We start from the raw sequence: 19723 nt of genomic DNA, 5'->3' as shown, positions 1-19723 counted from the left end.
AGACCCGTCAGACCTCTTCGACGCTGCTCGGCTCGCGCCGGGACAGGTCGATACCGAGCTCCTCCGCGGCGCGGAAGACGTCCTCGTCCGTGTCGCGCATCTCGATGGACATGCCGTCCGAGGACAGCACCTCCACGTTGAGGCAGAGCGACTGCATTTCCTTGATGAGCACCTTGAAGGACTCGGGAATGCCGGGCTCAGGAATGTTCTCGCCCTTGACGATGGCCTCGTAGACCTTCACGCGGCCGGTCACGTCGTCGGACTTGATGGTCAGCAGTTCCTGGAGGGCGTAAGCGGCGCCATAAGCCTCAAGCGCCCACACCTCCATCTCACCGAATCGCTGGCCACCGAACTGGGCCTTACCACCCAGCGGCTGCTGGGTGATCATCGAGTACGGACCGGTCGAGCGGGCGTGCAGCTTGTCGTCGACCAGGTGGTGGAGCTTGAGGATGTACATGTAGCCGACCGAGACCGGCTCCGGGAACGGCTCGCCGGAGCGGCCGTCGAACATCCTGGCCTTGCCGGACGGGAGGACCATGCGGTCGCCGTCGCGGTTGGGAATCGTGTGCTGGAGCAGACCCGCGAGCTCGTCCTCACGCGCACCGTCGAAGACGGGGGTGGCGACGTTGGTCCCCGGGGCGACCTGGTCGGCCCCGATGCCCTGCAGGCGCTGCGCCCACTCCTCACCGAGCCCGGAGACGTCCCAGCCGCGGCTGGCGAGCCAGCCGAGGTGGATCTCCAGAACCTGTCCCGGGTTCATTCGGGACGGGACACCCAGCGGGTTGAGGATGATGTCGACCGGCGTGCCGTCCTCAAGGAAGGGCATGTCCTCGATCGGAAGGATCTTGGAGATGACACCCTTGTTGCCGTGCCGGCCGGCGAGCTTGTCGCCGTCCGTGATCTTGCGCTTCTGCGCCACGTAGACACGAACCAGCTGGTTCACGCCCGGCGGCAGCTCGTCGCCCTCTTCACGGTCGAAGACGCGGACGCCGATGACCTTGCCGATCTCGCCGTGCGGCACCTTCAGCGAGGTGTCGCGCACCTCGCGCGCCTTCTCACCGAAGATCGCGCGGAGCAGGCGCTCCTCCGGGGTCAGCTCGGTCTCGCCCTTGGGCGTGACCTTGCCGACCAGGATGTCACCGGCGACGACCTCGGCACCGATACGGATGATGCCGCGCTCGTCGAGGTCGGCGAGGACCTCCTCGGAGACGTTCGGGATGTCCCGGGTGATCTCCTCGGGGCCGAGCTTGGTGTCACGGGCGTCGACCTCGTGCTCCTCGATGTGGATCGAGGAGAGGACGTCGTCCTGCACGAGGCGCTGCGACAGGATGATCGCGTCCTCGTAGTTGTGACCCTCCCAGGGCATGAAGGCGACGAGCAGGTTCTTGCCCAGCGCCATCTCGCCTTCCTGGGTGGCCGGACCGTCGGCGAGGACCTGGTCCTCGACGACCCGGTCGCCCTCGTCCACGACGACCTTCTGGTTGACCGAGGTCCCCTGGTTGGAGCGGGAGAACTTGGCCACCCGGTAGGTGGTGTAGGTGCCGTCGTCGTTGGCCACCGTGACGTAGTCCGCGGAGACCTCCTGGACCACACCCGTCTTCTCGGCCTTGATGACGTCACCGGCGTCGACGGCGCAGCGGTACTCCATGCCCGTACCGACGAGGGGGGCCTCGGCGGTGATCAGCGGCACGGCCTGGCGCATCATGTTCGCGCCCATGAGGGCACGGTTGGCGTCGTCGTGCTCCAGGAAGGGGATCATCGCGGTCGCGACGGACACCATCTGGCGCGGCGAGACGTCCATGTAGTCGACGTCGTCACCGGGGACGTAGTCGACCTCTCCGCCACGGCGGCGGACCAGGACGCGGGCCTCGGAGAAGCGCATGTCGTCGTTGAGCACGGCGTTGGCCTGCGCGATGACGAAGCGGTCCTCCTCGTCGGCGGTCAGGTAGTCGACCTCGTCGGTGACGACACCGGCGGTGACCCGTCGGTACGGCGTCTCGACGAAGCCGAACGCGTTGACCCGGCCGTAGGAGGCGAGCGAGCCGATCAAGCCGATGTTCGGGCCTTCGGGGGTCTCGATCGGACACATGCGGCCGTAGTGCGAGGGGTGCACGTCACGGACCTCGAAGCCGGCCCGCTCACGGGAGAGACCACCCGGGCCAAGAGCCGACAGACGGCGCTTGTGGGTGAGACCCGACAGCGGGTTGTTCTGGTCCATGAACTGCGACAGCTGGCTGGTGCCGAAGAACTCCTTGATGGAGGCGACGACCGGCCGGATGTTGATCAGGGTCTGCGGCGTGATCGCCTCGACGTCCTGGGTCGTCATGCGCTCGCGGACGACTCGCTCCATACGCGCCAGACCCGTACGGACCTGGTTCTGGATGAGCTCGCCCACGTTGCGCAGACGGCGGTTGCCGAAGTGGTCGATGTCGTCGGTCTCGACGACGATCGAGGTGCCGTTGTTCCCGACGGTCTCGGTCTCACCGGCGTGCAGCTTCACCAGGTACTTGATCGACGAGATGATGTCCTCGACGGTCAGGATCCCGGCGTCGAGCGGGGCTTCGCCGCCCAGCTTCTTGTTGACCTTGTAGCGGCCGACCTTCGCGAGGTCGTAGCGCTTGGGGTTGAAGTAGAGGTTCTCAAGCAGCGTCTGCGCGGCCTCACGGGTCGGCGGCTCGCCCGGACGCAGCTTGCGGTAGATGTCGAGCAGCGCGTCGTCCTGGCCCTGGGTGTGGTCCTTCTCCAGGGTGGCGCGCATGGATTCGTACTCGCCGAACTCCTCAAGGATCTGCTCGGTCGTCCAACCGAGAGCCTTGAGCAGGACGGTGACGGACTGCTTGCGCTTGCGGTCGATGCGGACACCGACCATGTCGCGCTTGTCGATCTCCATCTCCAGCCAGGCACCCCGGGACGGGATGACCTTCGCGGAGAAGATGTCCTTGTCGGACGTCTTGTCGATGGAGGAGTCGAAGTAGACACCCGGCGAACGGACCAGCTGCGACACCACGACACGCTCGGTGCCGTTGATGACGAAGGTGCCCTTGTTCGTCATGAGCGGGAAATCACCCATGAAGACGGTCTGGGACTTGATCTCGCCGGTCTCGTTGTTGGTGAACTCGGCGGTGACGAAGAGCGGCGCGGCGAACGTGAAGTCGCGCTCCTTGCACTCGTCGATCGAGTTCTTGGGAGGCTCGAAGCGGTGGTCGCGGAACGTCAGGGACATCGACCCTGAGAAGTCCTCGATCGGGGAGATCTCCTCGAAGATCTCCTCCAGACCGGACTTCCTGGGGACGTCCTGTCCACTGTCCAGAGCCGCCTCGACACGAGCCTTCCACGCGTCGTTGCCGAGCAGCCAGTCAAAACTTTCGGTCTGCAGCGCAAGAAGGTTCGGAACCTCAAGGGGCTCCTTGATCTTTGCAAAGGAGATGCGCAGCGGGGCGGTGCTGGCGCCGTTGTTCGTATTCGCGGTCGAGGCAGTGCGCGAGGCGGCCAAGAGGGGGTCCTTCCGAGGGCTCGGACTCACTACGCGCGTACCGGTCCCAAGCGGGGCACCAGGAAGGTCATCTTCCGAACCGGTCGAATACGACCAGGTCAGAGTCAGTTCCATCCACGATGCTCAAGCGAGGGTATGCCCCTGGTGACGGGCAGGAGGCAGCTAACAGGCAGCGCAAAGGGTCAGTGTAGCCACTAGGCCCACTGATGTCCAGTGCGGGTTTTTGAAGACCCTCGTTGTTCTCAACCCCTGCTGCAAGCCACGCCCTCGATGCACATCGATACTGCCCTCTTCGCCGCCGATCCATGCCTCGGATCCGGATCGTTGTGACGACGCGTCCTGAGAATTGCGCGCTGCGTGCGGTTCGTCAAGGCCCCCCAAGCCCGAACCGGGTGCTGCCACCGTCACTTGCAACCTGTCGTGCAGCCCGTCACGGGCGGCTGGAGGCACGAACGAAGATCACCATACTCGTCGCGACCGACAGCGCAAGGCAGTCGCCGCACGGCCCCCTCGAACGCCGAAGAGCGACCACCCAGATGGGTGATCGCTCTTCGGTGCGTCAGCGTTACACCGCTACGAAAGCGGCTCTACGCGGCTCGCAGGAGTCCTGGCGGACTCGTCGGGTCACTTGACCTCGACGGAGGCGCCGGCGCCCTTGAGGGACTCGGCAGCCTTCTCCGCGGCGGCCTTGTCGACCTTCTCCAGGACGGGCTTCGGAGCGCCGTCGACGAGGTCCTTGGCCTCCTTCAGACCCAGCGAGGTGAGCTCACGCACGACCTTGATGACCTGGATCTTCTTCTCGCCGGCACCCGTGAGGATGACGTCGAACTCGTCCTGCTCGGCCTCGGCCTCGGCCGGGGCGGCAGCGGCGGCGGGGCCGGCGGCGACCGCGGCGGCGGCGGTGACGTCGAACTTCTCCTCGAAGGCCTTCACGAACTCGGAGAGCTCGATGAGGGTGAGGTTCTCGAACTGCGCGAGCAGCTCTTCCTGGGACAGCTTCGCCATGATGGCGTCCTTCCACTAATTCGGCAGGTGCCGGGATGTACTGGTGAGGCGGGCGTACGTTCGGCCCGCTGCGACCGTCGCCTCAGGCGGCGGTCAATGCGCGAGCCGAGTTACTCGGCACCGCCCTGCTCTTCGAGCTTGACGCGAAGCGCTTCCGCGGTGCGGACGAACTTCGACGGGAGCGCCTGGAAGAGGGAGGCAGCCTGGGACTGCTTGCCCTTCATGGCGCCCGCCAGCTTGGAGAGCAGAACCTCGCGGGACTCAAGGTCCGCGAGCTTCTTGATCTCGTCGGCGGACAGCGCCTTGCCGTCAAGGACACCGCCCTTGATGACGAGGTTGGGGTTGTCCTTGGCGAAGTCACGAAGACCCTTCGCCGACGTCACCGGGTCACCGGAGATGAAGGCAACCGCTGTCGGACCGTTGAACAGGTCGTCGAGCGTGGAGATCCCGGCCTCGTTGGCCGCGATCTTGGTCAGCGTGTTCTTCACCACGGCGTACTGGGCGTCTTCACCGAGCGAACGACGCAGCGTCTTGAGCTGCGCCACGGTGAGACCCCGGTACTCGGTCAGCACAGCGGCGTTCGAGCTACGGAACTGGTCCGCGAGCTCGGCTACCGCGGCAGCCTTGTCGGGCCTTGCCATAAGCGTGGCCTCCTTCCGGGTGATGAGGACCGCTCAGAAGGAGACTGGGAAAACGAAACGCCCCGGCGCAGGCGCACGGGGCGTGGCTCTACCAGACGGAATCCGTACGAAGTACGGGACTGTCCGGGAGCTCATCCACAGTCACCTGCGCGGGTCGTCCGCAATTCAGCGGATCCTTCGGTCACCGCGTCCTCTGATGAGAGCACGGCAACGACCAGCGGTCTTTGGCTTCTGTGGAAGATTACGTGAACGGGGCACTGTCAAGCAAATCCGTGCCCCCGGGGCCGTCAGCCCTCCAGGTCACCCATCATCTCGGCCAGGTCCATGACGTCCTTGGCCGGCGGGGCCTCGACGGTCACGGGCTTGTTGTAGTCGAGGAAGGTGATGGTCATGTCGAGCTTGCCCTTGTCGGCGTCGCCCTGCATACGGAACTGCTTGGTGTGGTCCTCGCCGTCGACCCACATGTCCATCGTGAGCGCGTCCAGGCCCAGCTTCTCGTACTGCTCAAGGCTCTTCTCCCGCTGCTCACGGGTGGCCTTGCTCTCGGTCTTGAGGGACTTGCGGAACTCGTCGAGGGTGACCGTGCCCTTGTAGTGGGTGGTCTCGACGCCCTCGACCTTCTCGGTGCCGACCTTCTTCACATCCTTGGAGCCGGTGAGGAAGGTGGACTCCTGCGCCGGGTTCTTGTCGGCCGTCCCCGCGCCCGGGGCCCCGCCGCCGCCCAGCGCGTCGTCACCCAGCGTGGACATGTCGAACTTGATCCAGCTCTTGCCGTCCATCTCCTTGGCCGCCGCGGCGCCCCCGCCGATGTACATCGCCTCGTCGACCAGGCGGATCTCGGCGTTGCCGTCCTTCCCCTGGTCGAGGGCGGTCATCTTCATGCTCATGGCGACGTCGGGCTTCATACGCATCTGGGCCTCGGCCTTGATGCGCCCCTCCTCCGGGGTCCTGCCGGTCATCCGGTAGCTGAGGGAGGTGATGTCCTCGGTCTTCTTCGCCGCCTTGGCAACGGCCGCGGCGGGCGTCATCTCGGGGGACTTCTCGTCCCCCTTGGAACAGCCGACGGCTCCCCCGCCGAGGACGAGCGCGGCGACGACCGCGCCCGTCGCCCTGTGACCTGCAGATGTGTGCACAGAAAGCTTCATGGTTCCCCCCAAGGAACAGACAAGCGACTCACAGACAAGCCGCGAGCGTATCCCAGCGGGGTTCGGCCGGTCCTGCGAGTTATCGCGTGACCTGTGTGACGCCTGTGACGCCTGTGACGGCCGCGGAGGGAGGCGAGTCGGATGCCGAACCGGCCGGTGCGGGCGGCGGCCGGGCGGCCTCAGCCTGTCGGTTGGCTCCGCATGAGGTCCTTGAAGTCGGCGGTGTCGCCCGCCGCGGGCTCCTCGGCGGCGACCTCGACGCCGTAGTCGCTGTAGTACGCCGTCGAGGACATCGAGCCGGTCGCCAGTTCGCCCTTCTCGGCCTTCTTGACCAGCAGGTCCTTGTCGTTCACCCAGATGTCGATGGTCTCGGTGGTCACACCTGCCTGCTCCAACTGGCTTTTCAGGTCGGCCAGTTGACGCGCGGAGAGGGATGAGCTCCGGCCCGCGAGATCCGCGACGTCGACCGTGCCCGAGTAGTGCGTGGTGTCCTCGCCGCGCACCTTCTCCTCGCCGACCTTCTCGACGTCCCCGGAGGCCAGCAGCAGCTTCACCGACTGGTTCGGCGTGGTGTTCTGCATCTGGTCCTTCATGTACGCTCCCGATCCGCCGGCGAGCTCCGCCAGGTCGTCGTAGTCGTACTTGATCCAGTGCTTGCCGCCGGACTGCTCGGCGAACTTGTCGCCCATCTTCGCGTAGTAGGCGTCCGGCAGATAGCGGGCCTCCATGGAGGTGGTGCCCAGCTGGCGCATCTGGTCGGCCATCGTGCCGCCGGTGTACGTGATCGTCAGGTTTCCGGTGAGCCCGTCGGCCCAGCCGAGGGCGCCGTCCGCCTCCATCGACATCATCGTGCCCATGGTCGTGGTGGACTCGACCTTGGCGGAGTCCGCGCCGTCGGTGCTCTTCTCCACGGAACGAAGGGCCACGATCGCGTCCGTCAGGGTCCTGGCCCCGCCGTCGCTCCTGCCGTCCCCCGCCGAAGCCTCGCTGTCCCCTCCGGAACCCCCGTCGGAGTCCGAGCCGCTACAGGCCGCGACTCCGGTCAGAGCGGCGGCCACCGCTATCGAGACGGTCACCCGGCGCACGATCGAGCTCATCAGTCGTCCCCCTATGCGATTCCTGTGCCCCGCACGCTAGCGCAGGCCACCGACATCCGACCCGGAAACGGGCACTGGGCACTGGGCACCGGACGCCGGACTCCCGTCACCCGGCCCCTTCCCCGTCCCCGCCCCCGTCCCCGCCCCCCGGACACAGAGACGGGCCCCGCACCTCGAAAGGTTGCGGGGCCCGTCCTGAAATCGCGTCTGCGACGCGGCTACCGGTGAGCGTCAGGCTCAGACGGCGGCCGGGTCCTCCTCGACGAGGAGGTTGCGGGTGCGGTTCGAGTCGATCGTGATGCCGGGGCCGATCGTGGTGCTGATCGTGGCCTTCTTGATGTAGCGACCCTTGGCGGCCGACGGCTTCAGACGAAGGATCTCGTCGAGCGCGGCGCCGTAGTTCTCCACCAGCTGCGTGTCGTCGAACGACGCCTTGCCGATGATGAAGTGCAGGTTCGAGTGCTTGTCGACGCGGAACTCGATCTTGCCGCCCTTGATCTCGGTCACGGCCTTGGCCACGTCCGGGGTCACGGTGCCCGTCTTCGGGTTCGGCATCAGACCACGCGGGCCGAGGACACGGCCCAGGCGGCCGACCTTGCCCATGAGGTCCGGGGTGGCGACGACGGCGTCGAAGTCCAGACGCCCCTTCGCCACCTCGTCGATGAGTTCGTCGGAACCGACGATGTCGGCGCCGGCGGCAGTCGCGGCCTCGGCACGGTCACCGGTCGCGAAGACCAGGACCCGGGCGGTCTTGCCGGTGCCGTGCGGGAGGTTCACGGTGCCGCGGACCATCTGGTCGGCCTTGCGCGGGTCGACACCCAGACGGAAGGCGACCTCGACGGTGCCGTCGAACTTGGAGGTGGAGGTCTCCTTGGCGAGACGGACGGCTTCGAGCGGGGCGTACTGCTTCTCCCGGTCGATCTTGGCGTCCGCAGCGCGGAGAGACTTGCTGCGCTTGCTCACTACTGCTCCTGTGTGCTCTGAGGAGTCGTGGTAGGGGCCGAGCAGGCCCTGCCACGGTGTTCTGCGAAGGTGGGGATCAGCTCTCGACCGTGATGCCCATGGAACGGGCGGTGCCGGCGATGATCTTCGACGCGGCGTCCAGGTCGTTGGCGTTGAGGTCGGCCATCTTGGTGGTGGCGATCTCGCGGACCTGGGCCTGGCTGATCTTGGCGACCTTGGTCTTGTGGGGCTCGCCGGAGCCCTTCTCGACACCAGCGGCCTTGAGGATCATCTTCGCGGCCGGCGGGGTCTTGGTGATGAAGGTGAAGGAGCGGTCTTCGTAGACCGTGATCTCCACCGGGATGACCCAGCCGCGCTGCGACTCGGTCGCCGCGTTGTAGGCCTTGCAGAACTCCATGATGTTGACGCCGTGCTGGCCCAGCGCGGGGCCGACCGGCGGCGCCGGGTTGGCCGCACCGGCCTGGATCTGGAGCTTGATAAGCCCCGTGACCTTCTTCTTCTTGGGAGGCATTGCTCTCTCCGGGTCCTAGTGAGAGTTTCCGGCCATCCATTCCGGATCATCCGGATGGAGGCATACCGCACAACGATAACGGGTATCGGTGCGCAGCCTGAAACCGAGCAGGTCAGACGGTCCCTCGCAAGCGGGAGATACTCCCAGCGAGAGCCTGTCTGACCTGGTCGGAAGCGTACGGTCCGAAAGAACGTCAGTTCTTCTGGATCTGGTCGAAGCTGAGCTCCACCGGAGTCTCGCGGCCGAAGATCTCGACGAGGCCCTTGACCTTCTTCGAGTCGGCGTTGATCTCGTTGATGGTCGCCTGCAGCGTCGCGAACGGGCCGTCGGTGACGGTGACCGAGTCGCCCACCTCGAAGTCCAGCACCTGGACCTCAAGCTTGCGGGACGGCGCGGGCTTGCCCTCGGCCTCGGCGGCCTCGCGGGCGGCCTTCTCTTCGGCCTCGGGGGCGAGCATCTTGACGATCTCGTCCAGCGTCAGCGGGTACGGGTCGTAGGCGTTGCCCACGAAGCCGGTGACGCCGGGGGTGTTGCGGACGACACCCCAGGACTCGTTCGTCAGATCCATGCGCACCAGCACGTAGCCGGGGAGCTTGTTCTGCTTGATGGTCTTGCGCTCGCCGTTCTTGATCTGCGCGACCTCTTCTTGCGGCACCTCGGCCGCGAAGATGAAGTCCTCGACGTTCAGCGAGACGGCACGCTGTTCGAGGTTGGTCTTCACGCGGTTCTCGTAACCGGCGTACGTGTGGATGACGTACCACTCGCCGGGCAGTGCGCGCAGTTCCTCACGAAGGGCGGTGACGGGGTCGACCGGCTCGGCCTCCTCCGCCTCCTCCTCGTCGGACTCGGCGCTCTCGTCCTCGTCGACCGCGGCGTCGGCAGCCTCGACCTCGTCCTCGACGGCAGAGGGAGCCTGGGCGGTGTCGCCCTCGACGTCCCCGCCGGACTCGTCCTCGACGTGCAGCGCGGCCTCTTCGGCGGGCTCGCCCGCCGCGGCGTCGGCAGCCTCGACCTCGTCCTCGACGTCCGCGCCCTCGACGATGTCGAGTTCGTCGTCACGGGACTCGACCGACTCGACGGCATCGTTCAGGTTCGGGTCAGACACGGTGGCTGCTTCTTCCTGGATCATGGGGGTGGAACACGCGAAAGCGGGCGCCGGGTACGGCGCCCTTCGCGCTTGGCCTAGCCGAAGACGTACTTGGCGGCCTTGTCGAGTCCGAAGTCAATCACAGTCACCAGACCGATCATGATGACAACGAACACAATCACCACTGTGGTGTACGTCGTCAGCTGATTACGGGTCGGCCAGACAACCTTGCGGAGTTCCGCGACGATCTGGCGGTAGAAGAGGGCGAGGCGCTTCAGCGGGCCCTTCTTGGCACGCTTACCGCCCTTGCGGCCCTTCTTCTGGGACTCCGGCGCCTCATCCTGGGCATCAGGCATGTCGATGGAGCCCACGGCGTCCGTCACTCGTCCTCACCTGATTCCGGGTCGTGGCCGTGCCGCGCCCGGTGTGAGCCGCACGACGGTGCAATGCAGTACGTACATGTGCACACATCCTGGTGAAAGGAGTGTGTAGCAGGGCCGGAGGGACTTGAACCCCCAACCGCTGGTTTTGGAGACCAGTGCTCTACCAATTGAGCTACGACCCTTTGCTTCCCCCACAACGTACCGCATCCGCCCGGGTGCTCGGAGTGCACCGGAAGAGTGCGGCCGGTGAAGGCCAACGAGGTGAGAGTGTACGTGGTCGGCGGCCGGTCGTCGAACAGAAAGTGTCCGTACGGACTTTGTGCGTGCCCGGCCCCGGGTCCGTCCGGCGTTGCCCAGTCTGTGAAACCGGTGTGCCGGGGACGTTTCCGGTCTGAAACGATGGGCCCATGAGCGCTGCAATCCCTCCCACCGAGCGCCGGGTCTCCGCCCGAGTCGGCGCGATTTCCGAGTCCGCCACCCTCGCCGTGGACGCCAAGGCCAAGGCCCTCAAGGCCGCCGGACGTCCGGTGATCGGCTTCGGCGCCGGTGAGCCCGACTTCCCGACCCCGGACTACGTCGTCGACGCCGCCATCGAGGCATGCAAGAACCCGAAGTACCACCGCTACACGCCGGCCGGCGGGCTTCCCGAGCTGAAGGCGGCGATCGTCGCCAAGACGCTGCGTGACTCCCACTACGAGGTGGACGCCTCCCAGGTCCTGGTGACCAACGGCGGCAAGCAGGCCATCTACCAGGCGTTCGCCGCGATCCTCGACCCGGGCGACGAGGTCATCGTCCCGGCCCCCTACTGGACGACGTACCCCGAGTCGATCCGTCTCGCCGGCGGTGTCCCGGTGGATGTCGTCGCGGACGAGACGACCGGCTACCGCGTCTCGGTCGAGCAGTTGGAGGCGGCCCGTACGGAGAAGACCAAGGTCGTCCTCTTCGTGTCGCCCTCCAACCCGACCGGTGCCGTCTACAGCGCCGAGGACACCGAGGCCATCGGCCGCTGGGCCGTCGAGCACGGCCTGTGGGTGATGACGGACGAGATCTACGAGCACCTGGTCTACGGGGACGCGGAGTTCACCTCGCTGCCCGCAGTACTTCCTGAGCTGCGCGACAAGTGCATCGTGGTCAACGGCGTAGCGAAGACGTACGCGATGACCGGCTGGCGGGTCGGGTGGCTCATCGGCCCCAAGGACGTGGTGAAGGCCGCGACCAACCTGCAGTCCCACGCCACGTCGAACGTGTCGAACGTGGCCCAGGCCGCTGCGATCGCCGCCGTCTCGGGCGACCTGACGGCCGTCGCCGAGATGCGCGAGGCCTTCGACCGGCGCCGCAAGACGATCGTGCGCATGCTCAACGAGATCGACGGCGTGCTCTGCCCGGAGCCCGAGGGCGCTTTCTACGCGTACCCCTCGGTGAAGGCCCTCCTCGGCAAGGAGATCCGCGGCAGGCGCCCGCAGGACTCCGTCGAGCTGGCCGCGCTGATCCTGGAGGAGGCCGAGGTCGCGGTCGTCCCGGGCGAGGCCTTCGGTACGCCGGGCTATCTGCGGCTGTCGTACGCGCTGGGTGACGAGGACCTCGTCGAGGGCGTCTCGCGGATCCAGAAGCTCCTGGCGGAGGCCAGGGCCTGAACCCGCACACGACAGTAAGTACTGCGAGCCGCTTCCCTACGGGGAGGCGGCTCGTTTCTTCGTGCGAGCAAGACCACGTTCAGGGAAAGCGCTACCGATACGGCGCCGCCGTGCGGCAGGATCCTTGAATGGAGCACGTACGTAAGGTCTCTGAGCTGCCCAAGGCTCATCTGCACCTGCATTTCACCGGTTCGATGCGGCACACCACCCTGCTGGAACTGGCCGACAAGCACGGGATCCACCTGCCCGACGCGCTGACGAGCGGCGAGCCGCCCAAGCTGCGGGCGACGGACGAGCGCGGCTGGTTCCGCTTCCAGCGTCTGTACGACGCGGCGCGGTCGTGCCTGAGAGATCCCGAGGACATCCAGCGGCTCGTGCGCGAGGCCGCCGAGGAGGACCTCAAGGACGGCTCGGGGTGGCTGGAGATCCAGGTCGACCCCACGTCGTACGCGCCGCGCCTGGGCGGTCTGATCCCCGCCCTGGAGGTCATCCTGGACGCGGTGGACACCGCCTCGCGCGAGACCGGGCTCGGTATGCGGGTCCTGGTCGCCGCGAACCGGATGAAACACCCCCTGGACGCCCGCACGCTGGCCCGTCTGGCCGTGCGGTACGCGGACCGGGGCATCGTCGGGTTCGGGCTCTCCAACGACGAGCGGCGGGGCATGGCGCGGGACTTCGACCGGGCCTTCGCGATCGCCCGGGAAGGCGGGCTGCTGGCCGCGCCGCACGGCGGTGAGCTGACGGGCCCCGCGTCCGTCCGCGACTGCCTGGACGACCTGCACGCCTCACGGATCGGACACGGGGTGCGGGCCGCCGAGGACCCGCGGCTGCTGAAGCGGCTCGCGGACCGCGGCATCACCTGTGAGGTCTGCCCGGCCTCGAACGTCGCCCTGGGGGTCTACGAGAAGCCGGAGGACGTCCCCCTGCGCACGCTCTTCGAGGCGGGCGTGCCCATGGCGCTCGGCGCGGACGACCCGCTGCTGTTCGGCTCCCGGCTGGCCGCCCAGTACGACATCGCGCGCCGCCATCACGGCTTCTCCGACGCCGAACTGGCCGAACTGGCACGGCAGTCGGTACGCGCCTCGGCGGCCCCGCCCGACATCAGGCAGAAGCTGCTGTCCGGGGTCGACGACTGGCTGACCGCCCCGGTCGCCTGAAGCGGCCACGGGGCGGGCGTGGGCGGCGGCCTCGGCGCCTCAGAGGCTGACGCCCACGGTCACCGGTTCGTTGACGAGCGTGATCCCGAAGGCCCCGTGGACTCCGGCGACGACCTCGCGGGCGAGCGCGAGGAGGTCCTCCGTGGTGGCCCCGCCCCGGTTGGTGAGGGCCAGGGTGTGCTTGGTGGAGATACGGGCGGGACCGGTGCCGTACCCCTTGGTGAAGCCCGACTTGTCGATCAGCCAGGCCGCGGAGGTCTTGGTGTGTCCGTCGCCCGCGGGGTAGGCGGGCGGGATCACTCCGTCGCCCAGCCGCTGTGCCACGCGCGCGTGGAAGACGGCGAACTCCTCGTGCGTGAGGATCGGGTTGGTGAAGAACGAGCCGGCCGACCAGGTGTCGTGGTCCTCGGGGTCGAGCACCATGCCTTTCCCGGAACGCAGCTTCAGGACGGTCTCACGGGCCGCGTCCACGGGCACGCGGTCACCGGGTCCGACCCCGAGCATGCGGGCCGTCTCGGCGTACCTCAGCGGCGCGGACAGCCCGGCGGCGTCCTCCAGCTCGAACCGGACGCGCAGCACGACGAACCGCTCGGGATCGCTCTTGAAACGACTGTGCCGGTACGAGAAGGCGCACTCGGCGTTCGACATGGTGACCGTCTCGCGGCTCTCACGGTCATAGACGATCACTTCGGTGATCGTCGACGACACTTCCTGGCCGTACGCGCCCACGTTCTGGATCGGTGTCGCACCGGCGGAGCCCGGGATTCCGGCGAGGCACTCGACGCCCGCGAGCCGGGCCTCGACGGTACGGGCGACCGCGTCGGTCCACACCTCCCCGGCGGCCAGCTCCAGCCGCGTGCCGTCCAGCTCGAAGCCGCGCGTGGCGATGCGCAGGGCGGTGCCCGGGAAGCCCTTGTCGCCGATGACGAGGTTGGATCCGCCGCCGATCAGCAGCAGCGGCGTACCGGAGTCGTCGGCCTCGCGGACGGCGGCGATCACCTCGTCGTCGGTGGTCGCGGTGATCAGCCGGGCGGCGGGGCCGCCGAGCCGGAAGGTGGTCAGCGGGGCGAGGGGGGTGTCGTGGAGTTCCTGCACGTGCCCAGAGTACGAGAACGGCCCCGCCGGGTCGGGCGGGGCCGTTCTCAGGGGGTGCGGGTGCCTCCGGTCACCGGTGTCGCGTGTCCGTGCGGGCCGGTGGGGGCGGAAGCCGGGGCGCAGCCCCGCTTGTGAGGGGCGCGGGGAACCGCGCGACACGCGCCCCCACCGGCCCGCAGACTCAGCGCGGCGCCGTCTCCGGTACGGGTGCGGGCGCCTCCGTGACCTCCTCGGACCCGGCCTCGGGCCGTCGGCTCGGGATGTACAGCGCCCCGAGGGCCGCCAGGGCCACCGCTGCGGAGCCGACCCACAGAGCGGGCCGGATGCCGTCCACGAAGGTCTGCGCGCTCTCGTAGCCGCCCTGCGCGGAGAAGATCGAGGCCATCACCGCGATACCGAGCGCCCCGCCGACCTCACGCAGCGCGTTGTTGGCGCCGGACGCGATCCCCTGCTCCTGTGCCCGGACGCTGGACATGACCAGGCTGGAGGCGGGGGCGAAGAAGAGGGACATCCCGATTCCGCTGATGATCAGGGCCGGCAGCTGCGCGGCGTACGAGGTGTCGGCCTCGACCACGACAGCGAACCACCCGAGCCCGACGGCCTGCAGGAACAGCCCCGCCGCGACGACGGGACGTCCACCGATCCGGTCCGACAGATAGCCGGCGACCGGCGCGACGAGCATCGGCATACCGGTCCACGGCAGCATGCGCAGTCCCGCCTCGGTGGGCGAGTAGCCGAGCACGCCCTGCATGTACTGGCTGAGCAGGAAGATCGAGCCGAACATCCCGAGGAACATCAGCAGGCTCGCCGCGTTGATCCCGGCGAAGGCACGGCTACGGAAGAGCCGCATCGGCAGCATCGGGTTCTTGGCCCGCATGCCGTGGAACACGAAGCCGGTGAGCAGAGCCGTACCCCCGGACAGGGCGAGCAGGACCACGACGTCGCTCCAGCCGACGACAGGCGCGCGGACCAGTCCGTACACGATTCCGAAGAGTCCGCCGCTGGCGAGCAGGGTGCCGCGGATGTCGAGCGGGGCGCCGGTGCCGAACGACTCCGAGAGACGCAGCCGGGCGAGCGGCAGCAGGGCGAGACCCAGCGGAACGTTCAGCCAGAAGATCCACTGCCAGGACAGGTGTTCGGTGAGGCTGCCACCGATGAGCGGTCCCGAGGCGACCGCGAGACCGTTGACGGCACCCCATATCCCGTACGCCATCCCGCGCTTGGCGGCCGGGACGGCGGCCGTCAGCAGGGTCAGGGTCAGCGGCATCATGATGGCCGCGCCGACGCCCTGGACCGCGCGGGCGGCGATCAGTGAGTCGATGCCGGGCGCCATGGCCGCCGCGGCGGACGCCCCGGTGAAGACGGTGATGCCGACGAGGAAGAGCCGGCGGCGGCCGAACCGGTCGCCCAGGGCCGCGCCGAACATCAGCAGCACGGCGAAGGTGAGCGTGTACGCGCTCACGGTCCATTCCAGATCGTCGAGCGCTCCCCCGAAGTCCTTGCGGATCGAGGGCAGAGCGGTGGTGACGACGAGGTTGTCGAGGGCCGCCATGAATCCGGCGACGCTGGTGATGACGAGGGCCCAGACGGCTCCCCCGCGACGTTCGGTCTGCTGTGACATCGCTCCCCCAGCGGGTTATCGCTAGCTTCGGTTGGTGCTTCGGTTGATGCTTCGGTTAGTTATTGCTGACTAACTTTCGAGGTCATGAAAAGGCGCGGGTCCCCGCCGCCTTCCGCTTCAGTGTTCGAGTCGGCCCTTGACCTGGGCCGACGGATAGAGCCCTTCCCACACCCGGTGCTGGGGCGGGAACCCCATGGCCACCAGGCAGTTGATGAGCATGCCGTGGGCCAGGAAGGTCGTGGTCTCGCCCATGTCCGCGCCGAGCGGCAGGTGAACGGTGTCCCACAGCCGCATCCAGCCGGCGCGCACCGCCTCACCGAGTTCGTGATCACCGGCCTGTTCGGCCGCGGCCACCGCGACATACAGCTGCATCTGCATGAGCAGCCGCTCCGGCTCCTCCGCGATGACCCTGGTGTACGCGTCCGCCATGGAGTGCAGGGCCTCCTCGCCCCGCAGCCCCTCGGAGGCCGCCTCGAACGTGCGCCTGGTGTCGTCCAGACAGCGCTCCGCGGCCGCGAGGAAGATCGCTTTCTTGCCGGGGAAGAGCCGGAAGAGGTACGGCTGCGAGACCCCCACGCGCTTGGCGATCACCTCGGTGGACGTGCCGTAGTAGCCGCCCCGGGCGAACTCGCTCATCGCCGCGCGAATGACGCTCTCACGCCGTTCCTCTGCGCTCATCCTGACCATACGACGAAGTTAGTACTCAATCACTAACTAAGTCAAGAGGGCGGCTCGGAGACGCAGAGAGAAGGGGCGGAGGTGCGCAGAGGATGTGCGCGGGAGAAGAGTAAGGAGCGCCCGCAACGGCGGGCGCCCCTTACTCGCAGTGCTGCTGCCTGAGCCTGGTCAGGCCAGTCGCACGACGGCCCGGGACATGCCCAGCACCTTCTGGCCCGCGCTCATCGCGACGAGGTCGACGCGGACGGTGTTGTCGTCGAGCTTGACGGCGACCTTGCCGCTGACCTCGATCGTGGCGCCCTCGTCGTCGTTCGGGACGACGACGGGCTTGGTGAAGCGGACGCCGTACTCGACGACCGCGCCCGGGTCGCCGGTCCAGTCGGTGACGACCCGGATCGCCTCGGCCATGGTGAACATGCCGTGCGCGATGACGTCCGGGAGGCCGACCTCCTTGGCGAACTTCTCGTTCCAGTGGATCGGGTTGAAGTCCCCCGACGCGCCCGCGTACTGCACCAGCGTGGCGCGGGTCACTCCGAAGGTCTGGGCCGGCAGCTCCGTGCCGACCTCGACGTCGTCGTACGCGATCTTCGCGGTCATCGGTTCACGCCCCCTCTGCCGCACGGGACACGAGCTTGGTCCAGGCGGTCACCACGTGCTCGCCGGACTCGTCGCGGACCTCGCCGCGAATGTCCAGGATGTCGTTGCCCGCCATCGACTTGATCGCCTCGATGGTGGACGTGACCGTGAGCCGGTCCCCCGCGCGCACCGGGCGCCGGTGGACGAACTTCTGGTCGCCGTGCACGACCCGGCTGTAGTCGAGACCCAGTTGCGGGTCCTGGACGACCTGTCCCGCGGCTTTGAAAGTGATCGCGAACACGAAAGTCGGCGGCGCGATCACATCGGGGTGACCGAGGGCCTTGGCCGCGTCCGGGTCCGTGTAAGCGGGATTTGGATCTCCCACCGCTTCCGCGAATTCACGGATCTTCTCCCGGCCGACCTCGTACGGGTCGGTGGGCGGGTAGGACCGCCCTACGAAGGACTGGTCGAGCGCCATCGGCTCGGCACCTCCTGGTTCGCACTGGTTCGCAGCTGGTGTTCAACGACGCGAGGCCGCCCCCCGATTACAGGGGACGGCCTCGTGAACGAGCCTTTTTTATCGCGTTTCGCGGTGCGCAGTGTGCGAGTTGCAACGCGGGCAGTGCTTCTTCATCTCCATGCGATCCGGGTTGTTACGCCGGTTCTTCTTGGTGATGTAGTTCCGCTCCTTGCACTCCACGCAGGCCAGCGTGATCTTCGGGCGGACGTCGGTGGCAGCCACGTGAGTGCTCCTTGCCGGACGGATGGGACATGGATTAACGCATAGAAGAGTAACCGATCGAAGGACCGACCCCGCAATCGGCTACCGTCAGTAGCGGTGACCGGACTTGAACCGGTGACACAGCGATTATGAGCCGCTTGCTCTACCGACTGAGCTACACCGCTTTGATGTGATCAGTTCCCGTCTTTCGACGGGAACCTCCCACACCAGAGCCCCAATACGGAATCGAACCGTAGACCTTCTCCTTACCATGGAGACGCTCTACCGACTGAGCTATTGGGGCGAGCGATGAAGACATTACACGCTGGGCAGCCGATCGCCCAAATCCGTTTCGCGGCACCGGCCCCGGCCCGTTCCCGGGTCCGCACCGGCTGTTCCACCCGCCTCTCCGGCACGACGGACCACACCGGTACGACTATTCCGCTCCTCCTCGATGCGCGCCGATCGTCACCCTAGGCTCGACTCACGCTGCGTGATCTTGTGCCCCTCCTGCGCAGCCGCCGAGTCACAGGAGCGCGATGCCAGACAGTCAGCCGCAGCCGCACCACTCCTCGTCGAGCTCCTCGTCGTCGTCGGGCTCCTCGGGTCCCTCGGGCTCGCCCGGCCGGGCCAACGGCTCCGACCTGCTGCTCTGCGGTGCGCGGCTCACCGACGGCCGGCTCGTGGACGTACGGCTGGCCGACGGACGCATCGAGGCGGTCGGCACGGCGGGCAGTCTCACCGCTCACATCGCGCGCGTGGACCTCTCCGGCCATCTGCTCCTGCCGGCCCCGGCCGAGCCCCACGCCCACGGCGACACGGCCCTGTCGGCCGACGGCGAGGGCCCGGTCTCGTACGAGGGCCAGGAGGTCCAGCGCCGTACGACCGAGGCCGCTCTCCTGCAGCTCGGGCACGGGGCGACCGCCGTCCGCTCGCACGTGCGCGTGGGCGACGTGCAGGGGCTGGGCCCGATGGCGGCGGTGCTCCAGGCGCGGCGCGCGCTGCGAGGGCTGGTCGAGCTGACGGTCGTGGCGATGCCCCGGGTACTCACCGGACTCGCCGGGGCCGACGGACTGGCGATGCTGCGGGACGCGGTGAAGATGGGCGCCTCCGTAGTGGGCGGTTGTCCAGATCTGGACCCGGATCCGACGGGATATGTGGAAGCGGTCCTGGAGGTCGCCGCGGAGCAGGGCTGCCCGGTCGATCTGCATACGGACGGTGACGATCCGGCCCGGCTCGGGCGCCTCGCGGCGATGGCGGGCGGGTTGCGGCCCGGGGTGACGCTGGGCCCCTGCGGAGGGCTGAGCCGGCTGCCCTCGGAGGTGGCCTCGCGATCGGCCGACCAGCTCGCCGCGGCCGGCGTGACCGTCGTCTGCCTGCCCCAGGGCGGCTGTTCGGGCGTGGATCGCCGAGGAACGGCTCCGGTACGGCTGCTGCGGGCGGCCGGCGTACGGGTCGCGGCCGGGAGCGGCGCTCTGCGGGACCTGTCGAATCCCGTGGGCCGCGGGGACCCACTGGAGGCGGCGTATCTGCTGGCCTCGCGGTACGGGCTGCGGTCCGCCGACGCGTACGACGCGGTGAGTTCGTCGGCGCGGGCGGTGCTGGGGCTGCCCGAGGTGCGCGTGGAGGCCGGCTTCCCGGCGGAACTGCTCGCGGTGCGCGGGGACCGGCTCGACGGTGCGCTGTCGCTGGCGTACAGCCGGATCGTGGTGCACCGGGGGCGCGTGGTGGCGCGGACGAGCGCGGTGCGGGAGTACTGCAACTCGGCGGCGACCGTGGCGCTGGACCTGCCGCGCCAGGGGCGTACGGGGCAGGCGTGAGCTGCGGAACGCGGTGGGGTGCGCGGTGGGGTGAGCGCGCGGCACGCGCGCGTGGGGGCCGTTGGCCTTCACGCGCGCGCGCGTGCGGGCGTCTGC

The 19723-nt window shown here is 68.0% G+C and carries 18 protein-coding genes and 3 tRNA genes; 3 read left to right on the top strand and 18 right to left on the bottom strand.

The window, feature by feature from the left end; all coding sequences use genetic code 11:
• Positions 1-7: 7 nt before the first annotated feature.
• The 10 genes from rpoB to ACH4DZ_RS33265 all read right to left on the bottom strand — a co-directional run bounded on the left by rpoB (position 8) and on the right by ACH4DZ_RS33265 (position 10507).
• Complete coding sequence (gene rpoB, locus ACH4DZ_RS33310) at positions 8-3493, bottom strand: DNA-directed RNA polymerase subunit beta (protein WP_398291461.1); 3486 nt, start codon at positions 3491-3493, stop codon at positions 8-10.
• Between the two features lie 624 nt (positions 3494-4117).
• A complete protein-coding gene (rplL, locus tag ACH4DZ_RS33305; protein ID WP_107020986.1) occupies positions 4118-4498 on the bottom strand; it encodes a 50S ribosomal protein L7/L12 in 381 nt (126 codons plus the stop codon).
• A gap of 110 nt (positions 4499-4608) precedes the next feature.
• Entirely contained in the window at positions 4609-5139 is a 531-nt protein-coding gene (rplJ, locus tag ACH4DZ_RS33300) for a 50S ribosomal protein L10 (RefSeq protein ID WP_107020985.1), read from the bottom strand.
• A 287-nt stretch (positions 5140-5426) separates the two neighbouring features.
• Complete coding sequence (locus ACH4DZ_RS33295; RefSeq protein WP_398291459.1) at positions 5427-6284, bottom strand: DUF1396 domain-containing protein; 858 nt, start codon at positions 6282-6284, stop codon at positions 5427-5429.
• Positions 6285-6463: 179 nt separating this feature from the next.
• Positions 6464-7384 (bottom strand): hypothetical protein, encoded by a 921-nt coding sequence (locus ACH4DZ_RS33290; protein WP_398291670.1) that lies wholly within the window; start codon positions 7382-7384, stop codon positions 6464-6466.
• A gap of 234 nt (positions 7385-7618) precedes the next feature.
• Positions 7619-8344, bottom strand: a complete 726-nt coding sequence (gene rplA, locus ACH4DZ_RS33285; protein ID WP_398291457.1) for a 50S ribosomal protein L1 — start codon at positions 8342-8344, stop codon at positions 7619-7621.
• A gap of 76 nt (positions 8345-8420) precedes the next feature.
• Positions 8421-8855 (bottom strand): 50S ribosomal protein L11, encoded by a 435-nt coding sequence (rplK, locus tag ACH4DZ_RS33280; RefSeq protein ID WP_398291455.1) that lies wholly within the window; start codon positions 8853-8855, stop codon positions 8421-8423.
• Between the two features lie 193 nt (positions 8856-9048).
• On the bottom strand, positions 9049-9960 hold the full coding sequence (gene nusG, locus ACH4DZ_RS33275) for a transcription termination/antitermination protein NusG (RefSeq protein ID WP_398291453.1): 912 nt from the start codon (positions 9958-9960) through the stop codon (positions 9049-9051).
• A gap of 77 nt (positions 9961-10037) precedes the next feature.
• The gene (gene secE, locus ACH4DZ_RS33270; RefSeq protein ID WP_055610500.1) at positions 10038-10325 is read right to left on the bottom strand and encodes a preprotein translocase subunit SecE; all 288 of its coding nucleotides are present in this window, start codon (positions 10323-10325) and stop codon (positions 10038-10040) included.
• Positions 10326-10434: 109 nt separating this feature from the next.
• Positions 10435-10507: transfer RNA gene (locus tag ACH4DZ_RS33265), tRNA-Trp, on the bottom strand.
• Between the two features lie 225 nt (positions 10508-10732).
• Here ACH4DZ_RS33265 and ACH4DZ_RS33260 point away from each other — a divergent pair.
• Positions 10733-11959, top strand: a complete 1227-nt coding sequence (locus tag ACH4DZ_RS33260) for a pyridoxal phosphate-dependent aminotransferase (protein ID WP_398291451.1) — start codon at positions 10733-10735, stop codon at positions 11957-11959.
• Positions 11960-12087: 128 nt separating this feature from the next.
• Entirely contained in the window at positions 12088-13116 is a 1029-nt protein-coding gene (locus ACH4DZ_RS33255; protein WP_398291449.1) for an adenosine deaminase, read from the top strand.
• 39 nt (positions 13117-13155) lie between these two features.
• On the opposite strand, the gene ACH4DZ_RS33250 is transcribed toward ACH4DZ_RS33255, so the two are convergent.
• The 8 genes from ACH4DZ_RS33250 to ACH4DZ_RS33215 all read right to left on the bottom strand — a co-directional run bounded on the left by ACH4DZ_RS33250 (position 13156) and on the right by ACH4DZ_RS33215 (position 18111).
• The gene (locus ACH4DZ_RS33250; RefSeq protein WP_398291447.1) at positions 13156-14211 is read right to left on the bottom strand and encodes a UDP-N-acetylmuramate dehydrogenase; all 1056 of its coding nucleotides are present in this window, start codon (positions 14209-14211) and stop codon (positions 13156-13158) included.
• A 181-nt stretch (positions 14212-14392) separates the two neighbouring features.
• The gene (locus ACH4DZ_RS33245; RefSeq protein WP_398291445.1) at positions 14393-15832 is read right to left on the bottom strand and encodes an MFS transporter; all 1440 of its coding nucleotides are present in this window, start codon (positions 15830-15832) and stop codon (positions 14393-14395) included.
• 117 nt (positions 15833-15949) lie between these two features.
• A complete protein-coding gene (locus tag ACH4DZ_RS33240; protein ID WP_398291443.1) occupies positions 15950-16519 on the bottom strand; it encodes a TetR/AcrR family transcriptional regulator in 570 nt (189 codons plus the stop codon).
• Between the two features lie 159 nt (positions 16520-16678).
• Positions 16679-17107: a MaoC family dehydratase gene (locus tag ACH4DZ_RS33235; protein ID WP_189776102.1), complete on the bottom strand. Its 429-nt coding sequence runs from the start codon at positions 17105-17107 to the stop codon at positions 16679-16681.
• A 4-nt stretch (positions 17108-17111) separates the two neighbouring features.
• Complete coding sequence (locus ACH4DZ_RS33230; RefSeq protein ID WP_387328434.1) at positions 17112-17564, bottom strand: MaoC family dehydratase N-terminal domain-containing protein; 453 nt, start codon at positions 17562-17564, stop codon at positions 17112-17114.
• A gap of 99 nt (positions 17565-17663) precedes the next feature.
• A complete protein-coding gene (gene rpmG / locus ACH4DZ_RS33225) occupies positions 17664-17828 on the bottom strand; it encodes a 50S ribosomal protein L33 (protein WP_007265873.1) in 165 nt (54 codons plus the stop codon).
• Positions 17829-17919: 91 nt separating this feature from the next.
• Positions 17920-17992: transfer RNA gene (locus ACH4DZ_RS33220), tRNA-Met, on the bottom strand.
• A 46-nt stretch (positions 17993-18038) separates the two neighbouring features.
• Positions 18039-18111, bottom strand: a tRNA-Thr gene (locus ACH4DZ_RS33215).
• Positions 18112-18346: 235 nt separating this feature from the next.
• Between ACH4DZ_RS33215 and ACH4DZ_RS33210 the strand changes: the two genes are divergently transcribed.
• Positions 18347-19627: an amidohydrolase family protein gene (locus ACH4DZ_RS33210; RefSeq protein WP_398291441.1), complete on the top strand. Its 1281-nt coding sequence runs from the start codon at positions 18347-18349 to the stop codon at positions 19625-19627.
• Positions 19628-19723: the final 96 nt, after the last annotated feature.

This window comes from Streptomyces sp. NPDC017991, assembly GCF_044328075.1.
Classification (GTDB): domain Bacteria; phylum Actinomycetota; class Actinomycetes; order Streptomycetales; family Streptomycetaceae; genus Streptomyces.
The sequence above is the reverse complement of the archived record's forward strand: the minus strand, read 5'-3'. Positions and strand labels throughout refer to the sequence as shown.

Excerpts from the sequence above, each read along its gene's own strand:
- rplL (WP_107020986.1), bottom strand. The coding sequence starts at position 4,498 with ATGGCGAAGCTGTCCCAGGAAGAGCTGCTCGCGCAGTTCGAGAACCTC.
- rplJ (WP_107020985.1), bottom strand. The coding sequence starts at position 5,139 with ATGGCAAGGCCCGACAAGGCTGCCGCGGTAGCCGAGCTCGCGGACCAG.
- ACH4DZ_RS33295 (WP_398291459.1), bottom strand. The coding sequence starts at position 6,284 with ATGAAGCTTTCTGTGCACACATCTGCAGGTCACAGGGCGACGGGCGCG.
- rplK (WP_398291455.1), bottom strand. The coding sequence starts at position 8,855 with ATGCCTCCCAAGAAGAAGAAGGTCACGGGGCTTATCAAGCTCCAGATC.
- ACH4DZ_RS33260 (WP_398291451.1), top strand. The coding sequence starts at position 10,733 with ATGAGCGCTGCAATCCCTCCCACCGAGCGCCGGGTCTCCGCCCGAGTC.
- ACH4DZ_RS33255 (WP_398291449.1), top strand. The coding sequence starts at position 12,088 with ATGGAGCACGTACGTAAGGTCTCTGAGCTGCCCAAGGCTCATCTGCAC.
- ACH4DZ_RS33245 (WP_398291445.1), bottom strand. The coding sequence starts at position 15,832 with ATGTCACAGCAGACCGAACGTCGCGGGGGAGCCGTCTGGGCCCTCGTC.
- ACH4DZ_RS33240 (WP_398291443.1), bottom strand. The coding sequence starts at position 16,519 with ATGGTCAGGATGAGCGCAGAGGAACGGCGTGAGAGCGTCATTCGCGCG.
- ACH4DZ_RS33235 (WP_189776102.1), bottom strand. The coding sequence starts at position 17,107 with ATGACCGCGAAGATCGCGTACGACGACGTCGAGGTCGGCACGGAGCTG.
- ACH4DZ_RS33230 (WP_387328434.1), bottom strand. The coding sequence starts at position 17,564 with ATGGCGCTCGACCAGTCCTTCGTAGGGCGGTCCTACCCGCCCACCGAC.
- ACH4DZ_RS33210 (WP_398291441.1), top strand. The coding sequence starts at position 18,347 with ATGCCAGACAGTCAGCCGCAGCCGCACCACTCCTCGTCGAGCTCCTCG.